The organism is Streptomyces sp. AgN23 (genome assembly GCF_001598115.1).
GTDB lineage: Bacteria > Actinomycetota > Actinomycetes > Streptomycetales > Streptomycetaceae > Streptomyces > Streptomyces antimycoticus.
In genome coordinates this window covers 9,804,716-9,825,418 of the sequence record NZ_CP007153.1, presented here as the reverse complement: position 1 = coordinate 9,825,418, position 20,703 = coordinate 9,804,716, and the positions used below count along the sequence as shown (strand labels likewise).

Sequence of the window (20,703 nt, the reverse complement as noted above, 5' to 3'; positions counted from 1 at the left end):
TCCACACTTCCACGAACATCAAAGGTCTGCGCCGCCCAGTGCCCTCTGGACGAGGTCGTCGACATCCATCTCGTCGACAGCGCTGTTCATTTCTTCTTGGGGCACCGGCTCAGAACCGCTCTCCGAGATGTGGGCGAGTTCCAGCAGGGCGTCCATCAGTCCGGCCTCACGGAAACGCGCGAGCGGAATTGAGGCCAAGGCCTCGCGAATTCGGTCTTCTTCGGGGTCGTTCTGGTCAGCGCCACTGGCCCGCGGAAACATGTTCGTCTCCAAATGCTCGGCCAGTACGGTGAGGTTCGGGAAGTCGAACGCCAACGTGGTCGGCAACTCCAGGCCGGTGATCGCGCCCAGACGGTTGCGGAGCTGCACGGCCGTCAGCGAGTCGAAGCCGAGTTCCCGGAACGACCGATCGCTCTCGATGGCGTCGGGGGTCGCATGCACCAGGACCGCGGCGACGTGCTGCCGGACCAGCTTGCGCAGGGAACGCTGACGCTTCGCCGAGGACAGCCCCTCCAGACTCGCGCGCAGCTCCGCCGCGGCCGATTCGGCCGGCTCCGGGTCGGACGACGCCGACGAGACGTTCGACCGCCGCGGCTTCACCAACTCGCTCAGCATGGGGGTCGGCCGGGTTCCACCGAGCTCTTCGCCGAGGCGGTCCCATGCGGCGTCGGCCACAAGGACGAAGGTCTCGTCCACGTCGAGCGCGCGCTGGAGCGCGGAGATCGCCAAGTCTGGGTCCATCGGGGCCACGCCGCCCCGCTCCATGTGCCCTTCGAGGTCGCCGTCGATGACCATGCCGCTGCCGGCCCAGGCGCCCCAGGCGATGGAGACGGCCGGAAGCCCGTCCGCCCGCCGCTGGGCCGCCAGCGCGTCCAGGAACGCGTTGCCCGCCGCATAGCTTCCCTGCCCCGGACCGCCTGTCGTGCCCGCCGCCGAGGAGAACAGCACGAACGCCGACAGATCCATCCCCGCGGTCAGCTCATGCAGATTCCGCGCCGCGTCCACCTTCGGACGCAACACCCCGGCCGCCCGCTCCACCGTCAGGGCGTCGATCACGCCGTCGTCCAGCACACCCGCCGAATGGACCACGGCGGTCAGCGGGAACTCCGACGGAATCGCGTCCAACACCCCGGCCAGCGCCGCACGGTCGGCCGTGTCACACGCCGCCACCGTCACCCGGGCACCCAGCTCCTCCAGCTCCGCCTTCAACTCGGCGGCGCCCTCGGCCTCCATCCCACGACGGCTGGTCAGCACCAGATGCTCGGCGCCCGTACGCGCCAGCCACCGCGCCACATGGCCGCCCAGCGCGCCCGTACCACCGGTCACCAGCACCGAACCACTCGGCCGCCAGCCATCCGTGGCCGTGCTGTCAGGCGCCGAGGCCCGCACCAGCCGCTTGACGAAGACCCCCGAACCACGCAGCGCGACCTGGTCCTCGGACTCCGCACCGGTCAGCACTCCGGCCAGCCGGGCCACCGCACGGCTGTCGATGGTCTCGGGCAGGTCCACGACACCGCCCCAGCGCTGGGGATACTCCACTCCCACGATCCGTCCCAGCCCCCAGACCATCGCCTGTGTCGGGCTCACCAGCCGGTCGGAACGTCCCACCGACACCGCACCCCGCGTCCCGCACCACAGCGGGGCCACCACACCGGCGTCGCCCAGCCCCTGGACCAGCGCCACCGTCGCCGCCAGCCCGGCCGGGACCACCTCGAACGACCCGTGCGCCGACTCGTCCAGCCCGAGCAGCGAGAACACACCCGCCACACCCGACGGATCCACCCCCGTCTCGTCGAGCGCACCACGCAGCCGCTCCGTCATCACCTCGCGGCCATCGGCCGCGTCGACGACCACGCGCACGACATGCGCTCCGCGCCCGGCCAGCCCATCCACCACGGAGGCGAGCAAGGCGTCGTCACCACAGACCTTGGGAACGGCGACCAGCCAGGTGCCGGTGAGCGTAGCCTCAGCGGCGGACTCCACCGACTTCCAGACCACGCTGTAGCGCCAGCCGTCCACCGTGCTCCGCTCACGCCACTGACGACGCCACGACGACAGCGCCGGAAGCAACGCGGTCAGGGACGACTGCTGCTCCTCGTCGTCCACCTCCAGGGTGCGGACCAGCGCCTCCAGGTCCTCGCGCTCCACGGCCTCCCAGAACCGCGCGTCCACCGCGTCCGCGCCCAGCCCCTCACCGCCGGCGGGCACCTCACCGACCGGCGCGTCCAACCAGTACCGCTGCCGCTGGAAGGCGTAGGTGGGCAGGTCGACCCGGCGGGCACCGCGGCCCTCGAACACCGTCGGCCAGTCGACGCCGACCCCGCTGACGTGCAGCTCGGCGGCGGAGGTCAGGAACTGCTCCAGGCCGCCCTCGTCGCGCCGCAGCGTGCCGACGACCACGGCCCGCGTCCCGGCTGCCTCCACGGTCTGCTGCAACGGCAGCATGAGGACGGGATGCGGGCTCGCCTCGATGAACACGTCATGCCCGCTGTCGAGCAGGGTGCGGGTGGTGGCCTCAAGCTCAACGGTCTGCCGCAGGTTGCGGTACCAGTACTCGGCGTCCAGACCAACCGTGTCCACCAGCTCACCGGAGACCGTCGAGTAGAACGGCACCTCCGAGGAACGCGGCTGGATGTCCGCCAGAACCTTCAGCAGCTCCTCGTGGATCGCCTCCACATGGGCCGAGTGCGAGGCGTAGTCCACCGGAACCCGGCGAACACGCACCTCCTCACCCTCAAGTTGCGCCACCATCTCATCCAGCGCACCCGGGTCACCCGAGACCACGACCGAACCGGGGCCGTTGACCGCCGCGACCGAGATCGCACCAGCCCAGGCGGCGATGCGCTCCTTGACCCGGTCGACCGGCAGCCCGACCGACACCATGCCACCACGACCCGCGAGGCCCGCCGCGATGGCCTGCGACCGCAAGGTCACCACCTTCGCGGCGTCTTCCAGCGACAGCGCACCCGCGACACAGGCCGCCGCGATCTCACCCTGGCTGTGACCCATCACCGCATCCGGCTCCACACCCACCGAACGCCACAACTTCGCCAGCGACACCATCACCGCGAACAGCACCGGCTGGACCACATCCACCCGGTCGAAACCGGGAGCGCCCTCCGTCCCGCGCAGCACCTCGGTCAGCGACCAGTCCACATGAGCCGACAACGCCGCCTCACACTCACCGATCGCCTCCGCGAACACCGGCGAGGACTCCAACAGCCCCACCGCCATGCCCATCCACTGCGCACCCTGACCCGGGAACACGAACACCGAACGGCCCCGCGCATCCGCCACACCACGTGTCACACCAGGGGCAGCCTCGTCCGCCGCCAACGCACCCAGCCGCGCCAGGAGCTCCTCACGATCAGCACCTGTCACCACCCCACGGTGCTCAAACGGGGACCTGGTCGTCGCCAGCGACAGCGCCACATCCGAAACGCCCAGCTCCGGGCGGGCCGCCACGAACTCCCGCAACTGCCCGGCCTGTGCCTGCAGACCGGCCAGGCTGCGGCCCGACACCACCCAGGCCACCGGCCCCTCGGCCACCTCGGCGTCGGCGACCTCGGCCGCCTCGTCCTCCGGAGCCTGCTCCAGAATGGTGTGCGCGTTCGTCCCGCTCACACCGAACGACGACACAGCGGCCCGACGCGGGTGCCCGGTCTCCGGCCACTGGGCGGCCTCGGTCAGCAGTCGCACCTCACCCGCCGACCAATCCACCTCCTTCGACGGCTCATCGATGTGCAGCGTCTTCGGCACCACGCCGTGCCGCATCGCCATCACCATCTTGATCACGCCGGCGACACCGGCAGCGGCCTGCGTATGACCGAGGTTCGACTTCAACGCGCCCAACAGCAGCGGCTGTCCCTCGGGCCGCCCTTGCCCGTACGTCGCCAGCACGGCCTGTGCCTCGATCGGGTCGCCCAGCGGCGTGCCGGTACCGTGCGCCTCCACGACGTCCACGTCGGCCGCCGGCAGGTGAGCACTCGCCAGCGCCTGGCGGATCACGCGCTGCTGCGACGGGCCGTTCGGGGCCGTCAGGCCGTTGCTCGCACCGTCCTGGTTGACAGCCGAGCCACGGACCACCGCCAGCACCGGGTGGCCATTGCGCCGGGCGTCCGACAGGCGTTCCAGGAGCAGCATGCCCGCACCCTCGGACCAGCCAGTGCCGTCCGCCGCTTCCGCGAAGGGCTTGCATCGGCCGTCGGGAGAGAGTCCCCGCTGTCGGCTGAACTCGACGAACACATTCGGCGACGACATCACCGTGACACCGCCGGCCAGTGCCAGGTCGCACTCGCCCTGGCGCAGCGCCTGCGCCGCCAGGTGCAGCGCCACCAGCGAGGAGGAGCACGCGGTGTCCACCGTCACCGCCGGACCCTCGAGACCGAAGGTGTACGAGATGCGGCCGGACGCGACGCTGCCCGCGCTGCCGGTGCCGAGGGAGCCCTCGAAGCCCTCCGGGGGGTTCCCCTGCAGCCGAGTGGCGTAGTCGTTGTACATGACGCCGACGAAGACGCCGGAGCGGCTGCCCCGGTTGGCCACGGGATCGATGCCCGCCCGCTCGAACGCCTCCCACGAGGTCTCCAGCAGCAGTCGCTGCTGCGGGTCCATCGACAGCGCCTCGCGCGGCGAGATCCCGAAGAACGCCGGGTCGAACTGGTCGGCGTCATAGAGGAATCCGCTGTTGCGGACGTAGTACGTACCCTCCCGGTCGGGGTCCGGGTCGTACATCCCGTCGAGGTCCCAGCCACGATTGGACGGGAACTCGGACACCGCGTCCGTGCCTGACATCACGAGCTGCCACAGTTCCTCCGGGGTCCGGACCCCGCCCGGGAGACGGCAGCTCATGCTCACGATCACGATGGGGTCGCTGTCCACCGGTGTGCCCGCCGCGGCCATCACGCCAGCGCCCGCCGAGGTGGTGGCGCCGTCGGTGCCCAGGATTTCGTCGCGCAGGTGGCCGACGAGTGCCATCGGGGTCGGATAGTCGAAAACCAGCGTGGCGGACAGTCGCAGGCCGGTCTCGGCGGTGAGCCGATTCCTCAGATCGACGGCCATCAGTGAGTCGAAGCCGAGTTCCTTGAAGGGCTGCCGTGTGTTCACCGTTTCGGGGGTGGCGTGCCCAAGGGCGGCCGCGGTCTGAACGCGGACCAGCTCCAACAGCGTCTCGTCCTGCGAGGTCCGCGGCAGCCCCGCGAGGCGGCGGCGCAGTTCGTCGGGAAGACTGTCGCTCTGCTCCGAACGCGCGGTGCGGCGTGTCGTCACGTTGGGCACGACGTTGCGGAACACGGCGGGGAGTTCGGCGCCCTGCGCACGCAGCGTGGGGATGTCCAGCCGCAGCGGAACCGGCACGCTTTCGTCCGACGCCAGCGCGGCATCGAACAGTTCGAGCCCCTCCTCGGAGGAGAGCGGCACCAGACCCGAACGCGACACCCTGCGCAGGTCCTCCTCGCCGAGGTGTCCGGTCATGCCGCTGGCCTCGGCCCATAGACTCCAGGCCATGGACACGCCCGGCAGCCCCTGGGCCCGCCGCCAGGACGCCAGACCGTCCAGGAACACATTCGCCGCGGCATAGTTGCTCTGCCCAGCACCACCCAGCACACCAGTGGCCGACGAGAACAGCACGAACGCCGACAGGTCCATCCCCGCCGTCAGCTCATGCAGATTCCATGCCGCATCCACCTTCGCCCGCAGCACCGGCTCAACCCGCCCACGCGTCAGCGACGTGAGCAACCCGTCATCGAGCACACCCGCCGCATGCACCACACCACTCAACACGAACCCCTCCGGCAACCCCGACAACACCCCGGCCAGAGCCACACGGTCCGCCGCATCACACGCCGCGATCACCACCTCGGCGCCCGCGGCCTCCAACCCAGCCCGCAACTCAGCCGCACCCTCAGCCTCCGCACCACGACGAGACAGCAACACCAACTTCCCGACACCATGCCGGGCCACCAGATGCCGCGCCACCACACCACCCAGCACACCCGTACCACCCGTGACCAGCACCGCACCCGAACCAAACCCACCCGCCCCCAAAGCCTCACCCGACGGCAACACCCGGCCCAGACGCGGCACCCGCACCACGCCCGACCGCACCACCAACTGCTCCTCACCCCGAGCCAGCAGCCCCGGAAGAAGACCATCAACGCCCTCCAGGTCATCGGTGTCCACCAACACCAGACGCCCAGGGTTCTCCGCCTGCGCGGACCGCACCAAACCCCACACCGCGGCCCCCGCCAAATCCCCCACACCAACGCCGTCACCCACATCAACAGCGCCCCGGGTCACCAAGACCAACTGGCCGTCAGCGGAACCCTGATCGGCCACCCACGACCTCACCCGGTCAAAGGCCTCGAGCACCTCCCCATGCACCTCACCCACCACGTCCGTGCCGCTGGAGACCACGCGCACGACCTCCGCCTCCGGCACGGGCTCCGCCCGATCCGCCGCAGGCGCGTGCACCCATTCCAGCCGGAACAGCGCATCCCGAGCCGCCCCGCCCGCAACCCTCAGTTGACCGGCTTCAACCGGTCGCAACGTCAAGGAGTCCACCGAGGCCACCACACGCCCGGACTCGTCCCCCACCACCACCGACACCGCACCCGAGTTTCCCTGGGTCGCCGGAGCCAGCCTCACCCGCAGCGAGGACGCGCCGACCGCCCCGAGCGAGAACCCTCGCCACGAGAACGGCAGCAGACTGCCCGAACCAGCCGCGAGAGCCTCACTCACACCCATCGCGTGCAACGCCGCGTCGAACAGCGCCGGGTGCAAACCGAACTGACCCGCCCGGTCCCGCTCCGCCTCCGGGAGCGACACCTCGGCGAACACCTCGTCGCCACGGCGCCACGCACGCTTCAGCCCCTGGAAGACCGGGCCGTACTCCAACCCGTTCTCCGCGGCCCGCACATAATGCTCCGACACCTCCGCGACCTGAGCCGCCGCCGGAGGCCACGCCCCGAAGTCAAAGAGGGTGTCGCCGGCGCCTTGGACCGGCGCGAGGGCCCCGCGGGCATGGCACACCCACGCCGCGGTCTCTCCCTCCGTTTCATCCCGCGAGAACACACTCACCTCGCGGTAGCCGGAGGCATCCGCCTCTCCCACCTCGACCTGAAGGCGCACCCCGCCCTTCTCGGGCACGATCAGCGGTGCTTCCAGGATCAGTTCCTCGACCCGGCCACAGCCGACCTGGTCGCCCGCCTGCACCGCCAACTCCACGAACGCCGTTCCCGGCAGCAGCACGACCCCGTGCACGGCATGATCCGCCAGCCAGCCATGCGTGGCCAACGACAGCCGTCCGCTCAGCAGCACCCCGCCACCGCTCGCCAGCGAGACCACCGCACCCAGCAATGGATGCCCCAGCGAACCCAGGCCGACCGAACCCACATCGCCCACACCCGCGGGCGCTTCGAGCCAGTAACGGTCGCGCTGGAAGGCATACGTCGGCAGCCCGACCCGCCGGCCGCCGCGCTCCTCCAGCGCGGCGGCCCAATCCACCTGCACGCCATGTGTGAACAGCTCGGCGGCAGAGGTCAGGAATCGCTGGAGTCCACCGTCGTCACGCCGCAGCGTGCCGAGGACCACGGCCTCCGCCTCAGCGGCCTCGACGGTCTGCTGCACCGGCAGCCGCAGCACGGGGTGGGGGCTCACCTCGACGAACGCCGAATGCCCGTCGGCGATCAGCCTGCGGGTGGTGGTCTCCAGCTCGACGGTCTGCCGCAGGTTCCGGTACCAGTACTCCGCGTCCAGACCGGCCGTGTCCATGGGCTCACCGGTCACCGTGGAGTAGAACGGCACCTCCGAGGAGCGCGGCGAGATGTCCGCCAGGACCTTCAGCAGCTCCTCCCGGACCTCCTCCACCAGGACGGAGTGCGACGCGTAGTCGATGGCGACCCGGCGGACCCGGACCTCCTCGCCGTCGAACGCCGCGAACAGCTCGTCCAGCGCCTTCGCATCACCCGCCACCACCACCGACCCCGGCCCGTTGACCGCGGCCACGGACACGGCGCCGTTCCAAGCGGCGATCCGCTCCCGCACCTGGTCGATCGGCAGTCCGATCGACACCAGTCCACCACGGCCGGCCAGACCCGCCGCGATCACCCGCGACCGCAGCGCCACCACCTTGGCCGCGTCCTCCAGCGAGAGCGCACCCGCCACACAGGCCGCCGCGATCTCGCCCTGGCTGTGACCCATCACCGCGTCCGGCAGCACACCCACCGAACGCCACAGCCTCGCCAGCGACACCATCACCGCGAACAGCACCGGCTGAACGACGTCCTCCCGGTCATAACCGGGAGCGCCGTCGGCGCCACGCAACACCTCGGCCAGCGACCAGTCCACATGAGGCGCCAACGCGGCCTCACATTCGGCCATCGCCTCCGCGAACACCGGCGAGGACTCCATCAGCCCGACCGCCATGCCCACCCACTGGGCCCCCTGACCCGGGAACACGAAAACGGAGCGGCCGGGAGTCGCGCTTTCGCCCACCACCACGCCCGGATGAGCGGACTTCTCCGCCACCGCGCCGAGGCCCGCCAGCAATTCCTGCCGGTCGCTGCCCACCACCACCGCTCGGTGCTCCAGCACCGAGCGAGTGGTCACCAGCGACAGCGCGACGTCGGCCGCGCCGTACTCCGGGCGCTCCGCCACGAAGTCCCGCAGCCGTCCGGCCTGCGCCCGCAATCCCTCCGCACCGCGCCCGGACACCACCCAGGCCACCGGACCGTCGACGCCCTCGGTCCCGGCGGCCTCGACCGCCTCGGCTTCGGGGGCCTGCTCCAGGATCACATGTGCGTTTGTCCCGCTCACCCCGAACGAGGACACACCAACCCTGCGCGGCTCCCCCGTCGCCGGCCACGGGGTCGGCTCGGTCAGCAGTGACACCGCCCCCGCCGACCAGTCCACATGCTCCGACGGCTCTTCCACATGCAGGGTCTTCGGCAGCACACCGTGCCGCATGGCCATCACCATCTTGATGACGCCACCCACACCGGCGGCCGCCTGCGTGTGCCCCATGTTCGACTTCAACGAGCCCAGCCACAACGGCCGGTCCGCTCCGGGGCGCTCCTTGCCGTAGGTGGCCAGCAGCGCCTGCGCCTCGATCGGGTCGCCCAGCGTCGTACCCGTGCCGTGTGCCTCCACCGCGTCCACCTCGGCCGCCGACAGGCCCGCGTTCCGCAGTGCATCGCGGATCACCCGCTGCTGCGAGGGACCGTTCGGCGCGGTCAACCGGCTGCTCGCCCCGTCCTGGTTGACGGCGGCGCCCCGTACCACCGCCAGCACCTGGTGCCCGTTGCGCCGCGCGTCGGACAGCCGCTCCAGCAGCAGCACACCGGCGCCCTCGGCCCATGCGGTGCCGTCGGCCGCGTTCGAGAACGACTTGCAGCGTCCGTCCACGGCGAGTCCGCGCAGCCGGCTGAACTCGATGAACACCTCTGGAGTCGCCATCATGGCCACGCCGCCGGCCAGCGCCAGCGAGCAGTCGCCCTTGCGGAGCGCCTGCATGGCCAGGTGGAGCGCCACGAGCGACGAGGAGCACGCGGTGTCCACGGTCACCGCGGGGCCCTCGAAACCGAAGGTGTAGGAGATACGGCCGGACGCGATGCTCCCGGCGCTGCCGTTGCCCAGGTGGCCTTCGAGACCCTCCGGTATCGAGTGGATGCGGGAGCCGTAGTCGTTGTACATCACACCGACGAATACGCCGGTGCGGCTGCCGCGCATGGACGCCGGAGCGATGCCCGCCCGCTCCAGCGCCTCCCATGAGGTCTCCAGCAGCAGCCGCTGCTGGGGATCGGTCGCCAGCGCCTCGCGCGGACTCATGCCGAAGAACGAGGCGTCGAAGCCGTTCGCGTCGTGCAGGAACCCGCCCTCACGCGTGTAGCTCTTGCCCGGCTTCTCCGGGTCCGGGTCGTACAGGTCCTCGTCCCATCCCCGGTCCACGGGGAAGGCGGAGACGGCGTCGGTGCCCGAGGCGACCAGTTCCCACAGGTCTTCCGGCGTCTCGACCCCACCGGGATACCTGCACCCCATGCCGACGATCGCGATGGGTTCCCGGTCCCTGTCCTTGAGTTCCCTCAGCTCTTCACGGGTCTCGTGCAGGCTGGCCGTGGCGCGCTTGAGGTAGTCGCGCAGTTTGGTCTCACTCACCGCTTCTTGTCACTCCTCTGAGAACCCCGGACAGGGGTGGAAAGCCTTCGGCCGGCGACTTCTGGGGACGGGGGCGTCCACGTCACGAGAGCTCCTCGTCGAGGAAGTCAAAGATCTCGTCGTCGGTCGCCGACTCGAACCTGTCGGCGGCAGCGACCCCACCGTTCGTTGTCTGTGTCTGCTGCGCGCCCAGCTTCGCCAGGACCTGCTGCAGGCGTGCGGTGAGGCGTTCCCTGGCGGCCTCGTCCGCCACCACCTCGGCGAAGGAGTTCTCCAGCTTCTCCAGCTCCGACAGGACCGGCAGCACCACCGATCCGTCCGTCTCTCCGTCGACGAGCTCTTCGGCCAGGTACCCGGCCAGCGCCCTGGAGGTCGTGTAGTCGAAGAGCAGCGTGGCGGGCAGCCGAAGGCCGGTCACCGTGCCCAGCTGGTTGCGCAGTCCGACCGCGGTCAGCGAGTCGAAGCCGAGATCGAGGAATCCGCGGTCCGGAGCGATCATGCGGGGGTTGTCGTGGCCCAGCGCCATGGCCGCGTGCTCGGTCACCAGCTCGAGGAGCGCCTGCTGCCGGGCGGCCGGGTCCAGCGAGCCGATACGGCGACGCAGTTCGGCGGAGCCGGCGCCGGAACCGCCCGTGGACGTCCTCGCGGGGCCGCGCCGGGCCGTGGTCCGGATGATGCCCCGCAGCAGGGCCGGGATCGGCCCGTCCTGGGCTCGCCAGGCCGAGGCGTCGAGCCGTGCCGGGACCAGGGTGGCCGCGTCGATGCCGCACGAGGCGTCGAACAGCGCCAGGGCCTCCTCGGAGGCCATCGGGACCACGCCGTCCCGGGCGATGCGTCGCCTGTTGGCCTCGTCCAGCTTGCCGGTCATGCCGCTGCGCTCCTCCCACAGTCCCCAGGCGAGTGACTGGGCGGGAAGGCCCTCGGCCCGGCGCCGGTACGCGAACGCGTCCAGGAAGGCGTTGGCGGCGGCGTAGTTGGCCTGGCCCGGGCCGCCGAGCGTCCCGGAGAGCGAGGAGAAGAGCACGAACGCGGACAGGTCGAGGCCGGCGGTCAGCTCGTGCAGGTTGAGCACCGCGTCGACCTTGGGCCGCAGCACGCGGTCGACGCGCTCGGGAGTGAGTGCCTCGACGACGCCGTCGTCCAGCACACCGGCGGTGTGCACCACGGCGGTGAGCGGGTGTTCGTCCGGCAGGGAGGCCAGGAGTCCGGCGAGGGCGTCGCGGTCGGCGGTGTCGCAGGCGGCGACCGTGGCGTGGGCGCCGAGGTCCGCCAGCTCCGTGCGCAGTTCGGCCGCGCCGTCCGCGGCCAGGCCGCGGCGGCTGGCCAGCACGAGGTTGCGCACCCCGTGCTCGCCGACGAGGTGCCGGGCGACCAGGCCCCCGAGGCCGGAGGCCGCTCCGGTGACCAGGACGGTGCCCTGCGGGTCCCAGCTGACGCCGGTCGCGGCCGTGTCCTGCTCGGGCTCGTCGCCGCGCGCCGGGACCCGGGCCAGCCTGCCGGCCAGGACCGTGCCCTTGCGGACCACGATCTGCGGCTCATCGGTGGTCAGCGCCGCCGGGAGGATCCGGCGTGAGCCGTCCTGGTCGTCCAGGTCGGCCAGGACGAACCGGTCGGGGTTCTCGGACTGGGCCGAGCGCACCAGGCCCCACACGGCCGCGGCGGCGGGGTCGGCCACATCGGTGTCCTCGCCCGCGGCGAGGGCTCCCCGGGTGAGGAACACCAGTCGGGAGGCGCCGAAGCGATCGTCGGCCAGCCAGCTCTTGAGCAGGTCGAGGGCGCGGTGGCCGGCATCCCGTACCGCCTCCGCCAGGTCCTGCGTCCGGCCGGTGCCGGACACGGTGGAGACCAGGACGACGTCGGGCGCGGTGGCGCCCGCGTCGATGGCCTGGGCCAGGGCCGCGAGGTCCGGGTAGGTGTCCACGGTGCGATCGGCCGATCCGAGGACACCGGCCACCTCGGCCCGGTCGGGTCCGACGAGAACCCAGCGCCCGGCCGCCACCCCGTTCGGCTCCGGGGCACGGGAGGTGTCCACGGGCACCCACTCGACCTGGTACAGCGACTCGTACGGCTGGGCGGAGTTCACCTGCTCCGGGGCCACGGGCCGCAGGACGAGGGAGTCGACCGCGACGACGAGTGCGCCTGAGGTGTCGGTGGCATGCAGGGAGACGGTGTCCCCGCCGGCGCTCGCAAGCCGTACGCGCAGCGCGGCCGCGCCACCGGCGTGGAGGGTCACCCCGTTCCACGAGAACGGAAGGGTGCTGCCGTCGGTGCCGGTGGGGTTGAAGGCGACGGTGTGCAGCGCGGCGTCGAGCAGCGCCGGGTGCAGGCCGTACCGCGCGGCCTCGGCCTCCTGTGTCTCGGGCAGGTCGATCTCGGCGAAGATCTCGTCACCACGGCGCCAGGCGGCTCGCAGCCCCTGGAAGGCCGGACCGTAGGCGAAGCCCACGTCGATGAAGCGGTCGTAGAGACCGTCCACGTCGATCGGCTTCGCCTCCGCGGGCGGCCATACGGCGAAGTCGGCGGCCACGGACTCCGCTGCCGTGGTGGACGGGTCCCTGGTGAGCAGGCCGGTGGTGTGGCGTGTCCAGGGGTCGTCCGGCTGGGCGTCCTCGGACCTGGAGTACAGGTTGAGCGAACGGGCTCCGGACTCGTCCGGCTCGCCCACGGTGAGCTGGATCTGGGCCGCGCCCCGTGCGGGCAGGATCAGCGGCGTCTCGATGGTCAGCTCGTCCAGCCGCTCGTAGCCCACCTGCTCCGCCGCGCGCAGGGCCACTTCCACGAAGGCCGTACCCGGGAAGAGCACGGTCTCCGCGAATACGTGGTCGGCCAGCCACGGCTGAGTGGCGACGGACAGACGGCCGGTGAACAGGTAGGTGTCGGTGTCGGCCAGGGCGACGGCGGCGCCGAGGAGCGGGTGGTCGGGCGAGTCCAGCCCCGCCGAGGTCACATCCCGGCCGGCGGCCGGCGCCGTCTCGAGCCAGTAGCGCTGTCGCTGGAAGGCGTAGGTGGGCAGCTCCACCCGCCGGGCACCACGCCCGGCGAACACCGCGTCCCACTTCACCGTGGTGCCGTGGACGTGGAGTTCGGCCAGCGCCATGGTCAGCGACTGGATCTCGGGCCGGTCCTTGCGCAGCACGGACACGAGGGAGGGAGCGAGCCCGCCGTCGGACTCCTCAGCCGTCAGACAGTCCTGGGCCATCGCGGTGAGCACACCGTCCGGACCCACTTCCACGAACGAGGTGACACCCAGCTTCTCCAGGGTCCGTACCCCGTCCGCGAACCGCACCGCCTCCCGCACATGCCGCACCCAGTACTCCGGCGAGCACACCTCATCGGTGTCCGCCGCTGTGCCGGTGACGTTGGAGACCAAGGAGAGGGTCGGCGGAGCGAACGACAGGCCCTCGACGACCTTGCGGAAGTCGCCGAGCACCCCGTCCATGCGCGGGGAGTGGAAGGCGTGGCTGACGCGCAGCCGGCGCGTCTTACGGCCCGCTCGCTCCCACTGTCCGGCGATCTCCAGCACCGCGGCCTCGTCGCCCGCGATGACCACGGCGGTCGGGCCGTTGATGGCGGCGATGCTCACCTCGGCCTCACGACCGGCCAGCGACGCCGCGATCTCCTCCTCGGGCGCCTGGATGGCCACCATCGCGCCACCCTCGGGCATGGACTGCATCAGCCGGCCACGGGCGGCCACCAGCGCGCACGCGTCCTCCAGCGAGAACACTCCCGCCACATGTGCGGCGGCGATCTCACCGATGGAGTGTCCGATCAGCACATCCGGGGTGACGCCCCAGTGCTCCAGCAACCGGAAGAGCGCCACCTCGATGGCGAACAGCGCGGGCTGGGTGAACGCCGTCTGGTTCAGCAGGTCGGCATCCGCGCTGCCCTCGGCCGCGAACATCACCTCGGTGAGCGGACGGTCGAGCAGCACATCGAGATGCGCGCACACCTCGTCCAGCGCCTGGGCGAACACCGGGAACGCCTCGTACAGTTCCCGGCCCATGCCCAGGCGCTGCGCACCCTGGCCCGAGAACAGGAACGCCGTCTTGTGCTCGGCCCGCGCCACACCCTGGACCAGCGTGGCCGCGTTCCTGCCCTCCGCCAGCGCGTCGAGTCCGGACCGGAACTGGGCCGGCTCCTCGGCGACCACAACCGCGCGGCAGGACAGGGCGGAACGGGTCGTCGCCAGCGAATAGCCGATGTCCGCGAGGTCGTCGGTGTGCGCGGTGGCCACACCCTCGAACTCGCGCAGCCGCGCGGCCTGAGCGCTCAGCGCGTCGGGGCTTCCGCCGGAGAGCAGCCAGGGAACCACCGTGATGCCGGCCGGCGCACTGGCGGCCTCGCCGCCGGTCTCGCCGCTGGTCTCCTGCGACGGTGCCTCCGCGGCGTCGGCCTGCTCGATGATGGTGTGCGCGTTGGTGCCGCTGATCCCGAAGGACGACACGGCCGCCCGGCGCGGGCGGTCCGTCTGCGGCCACGGGGTCGCCTCGGTCAGAAGGGACACCGCGCCGCTGGTCCAGTCGACGTGCGGCGAGGGCTCGTCCGCGTGGAGCGTCTTCGGCAGCACGCCCTCACGCATGGCCATCACCATCTTGATGACCCCGGCCACACCGGCCGCCGCCTGGGTGTGCCCGATGTTCGACTTGATGGAGCCCAGCCACAGCGGCTCGTCCTCCGGCCGCCCCTGGCCGTAGGTGGCCAGCAGCGCCTGCGCCTCGATCGGGTCACCGAGCGAGGTGCCCGTGCCATGGGCCTCCACCGCGTCCACATCGGCGGCCGACAGGCCCGCGCTCTCCAGCGCCTTGCCGATCACCCGCTGCTGCGACGGGCCGTTGGGCGCCGTCAGACCGTTGGACGCGCCGTCCTGGTTGATCGCCGAACCCCGGACGACGGCCAGCACCTGGTGGCCGTTGCGCCGCGCGTCCGACAGCCGCTCCACCAGCAGCAAGCCCACGCCCTCGGACCAGCCGGTGCCATCGGCCTCGGCCGAGAACGCCTTGCACCGCCCGTCCGGCGACAGCACCCGCTGGGAGCTGAACTCGACGAACGTGCCCGGCGTGGCCATGATCGTCACACCGCCGGCCAGTGCCATGTCGCACTCGCCCTGGCGCAGCGACTGCGCGGCCAGATGCAGGGCGACCAGCGACGACGAGCACGCGGTGTCCACCGTCACGGCCGGGCCCTCGAAACCGAAGGTGTAGGAGAGGCGGCCGGAGGCGACGCTCGACGCGCTGCCGAGTCCGAGATAGCCCTGCACACCGTCCGGCGCGCTGATCGCCCGGCCGCTGTAGTCCTGGTAGTTCGAGCCGATGAAGACGCCCGCCTGGCTGCCGCGCAACGCCGCCGGGTCGATGCCGGCGCGCTCGAACGCCTCCCAGGACGTCTCCAGCAGCAGCCGCTGCTGCGGGTCCATGGCCAGCGCCTCGCGCGGGTTGATCCCGAAGAAGTCCGGGTCGAAGTCGGTGATGTTGTCCAGGAATCCGCCGGTGAGGGCGTAGGTCTTGCCCGGCTTGTCGGGGTCGGGGTCGTACAGCCCCTCGAGGTCCCAGCCACGGTCGTCGGGGAATCCGGAGATCGTGTCGACTCCGGCGTTCACCACGTCCCACAACTGCTCGGGGGTCCGCACACCGCCCGGGAACCGGCAGCTCATCGCCACGATCGCGATGGGCTCGTCGAACGAGTCCGATCGGGTCGGCGCCGTCTCGGCGGCGCCGCCTTCCTCGGTGCCGAACATCTCGCCGTGCAGGAACCGTGCCAGCACGGTGGGCGTGGGGTAGTCGAAGACCAGGCTGACGGGCAGCCGCAGCCCGGTCGCCGCGCCGATCCGGTTGCGCAGTTCAACCGCGGTCAGCGAGTCGAAGCCGAGGTCACGGAAGGCACGGTCCGACGCGACCGCGTCCGCGCTGTCGTGCGCGAGGACGTCGGCGGCCTGGGCACGCACCAGGTCCCGCAGCGCTCCTTCGCGCTTCTCCCGGGGCATGGCTTCCAGCCGGTCGTGGAGTTCCGCCCGCTCGGGGGCGGCACTGCCCGCCGTGATCTGCTTCCCCGTGGCCGCGCTCGGCACGTTCCGCAGCTGGCGGAAGAGGGGAGTGTCGGCGGAGCCCGCTTCGAAGCGTGCCCAGTCGATGTCCGCGACCGCGAGGAACGTCTCGTCGTGGTCCAGTGCCTGTTGCAGCGCCGAAATCGCCAGCTCTGGGGGCATGGCCAGGATCCCCGAGCGGCTCATCTGCTCGCCGACCTCGTCCGTGACGAGGCCACCTCCGGCCCAGGCGCCCCAGGCGACGGAGGTGGCCGGAAGGCCGTCCGCACGCCGCTGGGCCGCCAGCGCGTCCAGGAAGGCATTGCCCGCGGCGTAACTGCCCTGCCCCGGATTGCCCAACGTGGCCGCCGCCGAGGAGAACAGCACGAACGCCGACAGATCCCTCCCGGCGGTCAGCTCATGCAGATTCCGCGCCGCGTCCACCTTCGGACGCAGCACCCCGGCCGCCCGCTCCACCGTCAGGGCGTCCACGACGCCGTCGTCCAGCACACCGGCCGTGTGCACCACGGCGGTCAGCGGGAACTCCTGCGGAATCGCGTCCAGCACCGCGGCGAGCGCCTCACGGTCCGCGGCGTCACACGCCGCCACCGTCACCCGGGCACCCAGCTCCTCCAGCTCCGCCTTCAACTCGGCGGCACCCTCGGCCTCCATACCGCTACGGTTCGTCAGCACCAGATGCTCGGCACCGTTGCGCGCCAGCCAACGGGCAACGTGACCGCCCAGCGCACCCGTACCACCGGTCACCAGCACCGAACCACTCGGCCGCCAGCCATCCGCGGTCGTGGCATCAGGCGCGGAGGCCCGCACCAGCCGCTTGGCGAAGACGCCGGAGCCGCGCACCGCGACCTGGTCCTCGCCCTCCGTGCCCGCGAGCACTCCGGCCAGCCGGGCCACCGCGCGGGTGTCCATGGTCTCGGGCAGATCGACGACGCCGCCCCAGCGCTGGGGGTACTCCGCCTCCAGAGTCCGGCCCAGGCCCCACACCATGGCCTGCACCGGGCTCACCAGCCGGTCGGAGCGGCCCACCGACACCGCTCCCCGGGTGCCGCACCACAGCGGAGCCACCACATCCGCGTCGCCCAGCGCCTGAACCAGCGCCACCGTCGCCGCCAGTCCGGCCGGGACCACCGCGAAGGACTCATGCGCCGACTCGTCCAGCCCCAGCAGCGAGAACACACCCGCCACGGCCGACGGCTCCACGCCATCGAGGGCCATGCGCAGCCGCTCCGCAATCACCTCACGGTCATCCGGCGACCCCACGGCCACCCGAACCACATGCGCACCGCGCCCGGCCAGCCCATCCAGCACGGCGGCGACCAAAGCGTCGTCACCACGGGCTTCCGGAACGGCCACGAGCCAGGTGCCCGAGAGCGTGGTCTCGGACGCGGAGGCCAGGGGCTTCCAGACCGCCTGGTAACGCCAGCCGTCCACCGTGTTCTGCTCGCGCCGCTGACGGCGCCAGGACGACAGCGCCGGAAGCAACGCCGTCAACGACGACTGCTGCTCCTCGTCCTCCACCTCCAGGGTGCGGACCAGCGCCTCCAAATCCTCGCGCTCCACCGCCTCCCAGAAGCGCGCGTCCACCGCATCCGCGCTCAAGCCGCCGCCGGCGGTGGCCACCTGGGCAGCCGAGGTGGCGTCCAGCCAGTACCGCTGGCGCTGGAAGGCGTAGGTGGGCAGTTCCACGGGGTGGGCACCGGTCCCGGCGAACACCGTCCGCCAGTCCACGGCGATACCGCCGACGTGGGCCGCGGCCAGGGAGGTCAGGAACCGTTCCAGACCGCCTTCGTCACGGCGCAGCGAGCCGACGGCCGCCACGGGGGTGCCGTGGTCCTCGGCCGTCTGCTCGATGCCCACCGTCAGTACCGGATGCGCGCTGGCCTCCACGAACGTCTGGAAGCCTTCGTCCAGGAGCACCCGTACGGTCTCGTCGAAACGCACGGTCCCGCGCAGATTGCGGTACCAGTACCCGGCGTCCATCTCCGTGGTGTCCAGCACCTCGCCGGTCACCGTCGAGTAGAACGGCACCGAGGAGGAGCGCGGCGCGATCCCGGCCAGAGTGCGCCGGATCTCCTCTTCCAGGCTCTCGACGTGGGCGGAGTGCGAGGCGTAGTCCACCGGGATACGGCGCGCCCGGACCTCCTCCGCCTCACACGCCGTCAGCAGCTCCTGCAGCGCGTCGGCATCACCGGAGACCACGACCGCCGAGGGCCCGTTCACCGCCGCCACCGACAGCCGCTCACCCCATGCCTCAAGGCGCTCCCGCACCGAGTCCACGGGCAGCGACACCGACACCATGCCCCCGCGCCCGGACAGCACCGGCAGCGCCTGGCTGCGCAGGGCCACCACCTTCGCGGCGTCCTCCAGCGACAACGCACCCGCCACACACGCCGCCGCGATCTCACCCTGCGAATGACCGATCACGGCAGCGGGCTCCACACCGTAGGAGCGCCACAGCTCCGCCAGCGACACCATCACCGCCCACAGCACCGGCTGGACCACATCCACCCGCTCCAACGCGGCCGCGGCACCCTCACCGCCGCGCAACACCTCCACCAGCGACCAGTCCACGTACGGCGCCAACGCCGCCGCACACTCACCGATCCGCTCCGCGAACACCGGCGAGGCGTCCAGCAGCCCCGCCGCCATCCCCACCCACTGCGAACCCTGACCGGGAAAGACGAACACCACCCCGGCACTGCGCCTGGCGACACCTTCGACCAGCCCCGCAGCGCCACCGCCCGCGAGATGATCGGTCAGAGCCCGGACAGCCTGCGCACGATCCTGGGCCAGCACGACCGCACGATGGTCAAAAGCGGTCCGGGTCGTGGCAAGCGAGAGTCCGATGTCCCCGGCCGCCATCTCCGGATGCTGTTCCACATGGTCCAGCAGGCGCCTGGCCTGAGCGCGCAGCGCCGCCTCGGACTTACTCGACAACAGCCAGGGGATGAGCGGCAGCGCCGTCCGGGGCGCCTCCTCGGCCACCTCGGAGCCGGAGGCCGCCTCGGTGGCGTCGTCATGCGTCACGCCACTGGCGGCGGACGGTGCCGGCGCCTGCTCGATGATGGCGTGGGCGTTGGTCCCGCTGATACCGAAGGAGGACACCCCGGCCCGGCGCGGTTCCTCGCCCTCGGGCCATGCGGCGGCCTCGGTGAGAAGCTCGACCGTGCCCGTCGACCAGTCCACATGCGGCGACGGCTCGTCAATGTGCAAGGTGCGGGGCAGCACACCATGCCGCATCGCCAGCACCATCTTCATCACACCGGCCACGCCGGCGGCCGCCTGTGTATGGCCGATGTTGGACTTGACCGACCCCAGCAGGAGCGGATCAGCCGCGGTGCGCTCACGGCCATAGGTGGCCAGCAGCGCTTGCGCCTCGATCGGATCGCCCAGCTTCGTACCCGTCCCGTGGGCCTCCACGGCATCGACCTGCCCGGCCGTGAGCCCGGCGTTGGCCAGCGCCTGACGGATCACCCGCTGCTGCGAGGGTCCGTTGGGGGCGGACAGCGCACTGCTCGCGCCGTCCTGGTTCGTCGCCGTCCCCCGGACAACCGCCAGCACCGGATGCCCATTTCGCTGCGCATCGGAGAGCCGCTCCAGGAACAGCATCCCGGCACCCTCGGCCGCCCCGAAACCATCGGCCGCCGCCGAGAAGGGCTTGCACCGGCCGTCCAGTGCGAGCCCGCGCTGCCGGCTGAAACCGACGAACGTACCCGGCGTGGCCATCACGCTCACACCGCCGGCCAGAGCGAAGGAGCACTCCCCCTGGCGCAGCGCCTGCACGGCCAGATGCAGAGCGACCAGCGACGACGAGCACGCGGTGTCCACCGTCACCGCCGGGCCCTCCAGCCCGAGCGTGTAGGCCACCCGCCCGGACACCACGCTGATCGCGCTGCCGGTCACCAGATGACCCTCGACACCATCCGGCGCCTCGTGCACCCGCGGCCCATAGTCAGGGGCCACCGCCCCGAAAAAGACCCCGGACCGGCTGCCCCGCAGCGAGACCGGGTCGATACCCGCCCGCTCAATGGCCTCCCACGACGTCTCCAGCAGCAACCGCTGCTGCGGATCCATCGCCATCGCCTCACGCGGCGAGATCCCGAAGAACTCGGCATCGAAGTCGCCGATGTCGTACAGGAATCCCCCCTCACGCGTATAGGAGGTACCCGACCGGTCAGGATCCGCGTCATAGAGCGAGTCGAGGTCCCAGCCACGGTCCTCGGGGAACGGCGTGATGGCGTCCTCGGCGCCGCTCAGCAACTGCCAGAACTCCTCGGGAGAACCCACCCCACCGGGGAAACGGCAACTCATCCCGACAATCGCGATCGGCTCACGGGCCGCCGACTCCACATCCTGCAGACGCTGCCGCGCCTGGTGCAGATCAGCCGTCACCCGCCGGAGGTAACCGAGCAGCTTTTCTTGTTCCGACATCAGAACCTCTCGGGGTCGCGCTTCGGGAGCGGGGTGGTCGGCGGGCAGGTGGTGTGGGTTCGTGGGTGCGCCGTGGTGGCGGC

Annotated in this window: 2 protein-coding genes; both read right to left on the bottom strand. The window is 71.4% G+C overall.

The window, feature by feature from the left end:
- Nucleotides 1-18: 18 nt before the first annotated feature.
- On the bottom strand, nt 19-10,149 hold the full coding sequence (locus tag AS97_RS42065; protein ID WP_210566747.1) for a type I polyketide synthase: 10,131 nt from the start codon (nt 10,147-10,149) through the stop codon (nt 19-21).
- Nucleotides 10,150-10,231: 82 nt separating this feature from the next.
- Nucleotides 10,232-20,620 (bottom strand): type I polyketide synthase, encoded by a 10,389-nt coding sequence (locus AS97_RS42060; RefSeq protein ID WP_210566746.1) that lies wholly within the window; start codon nt 20,618-20,620, stop codon nt 10,232-10,234.
- Nucleotides 20,621-20,703 lie beyond the last annotated feature (83 nt).

Coding starts and splice junctions, on each gene's coding strand:
- AS97_RS42060 (WP_210566746.1), bottom strand. CDS start 20,620: ATGTCGGAACAAGAAAAGCTGCTCGGTTACCTCCGGCGGGTGACGGCT.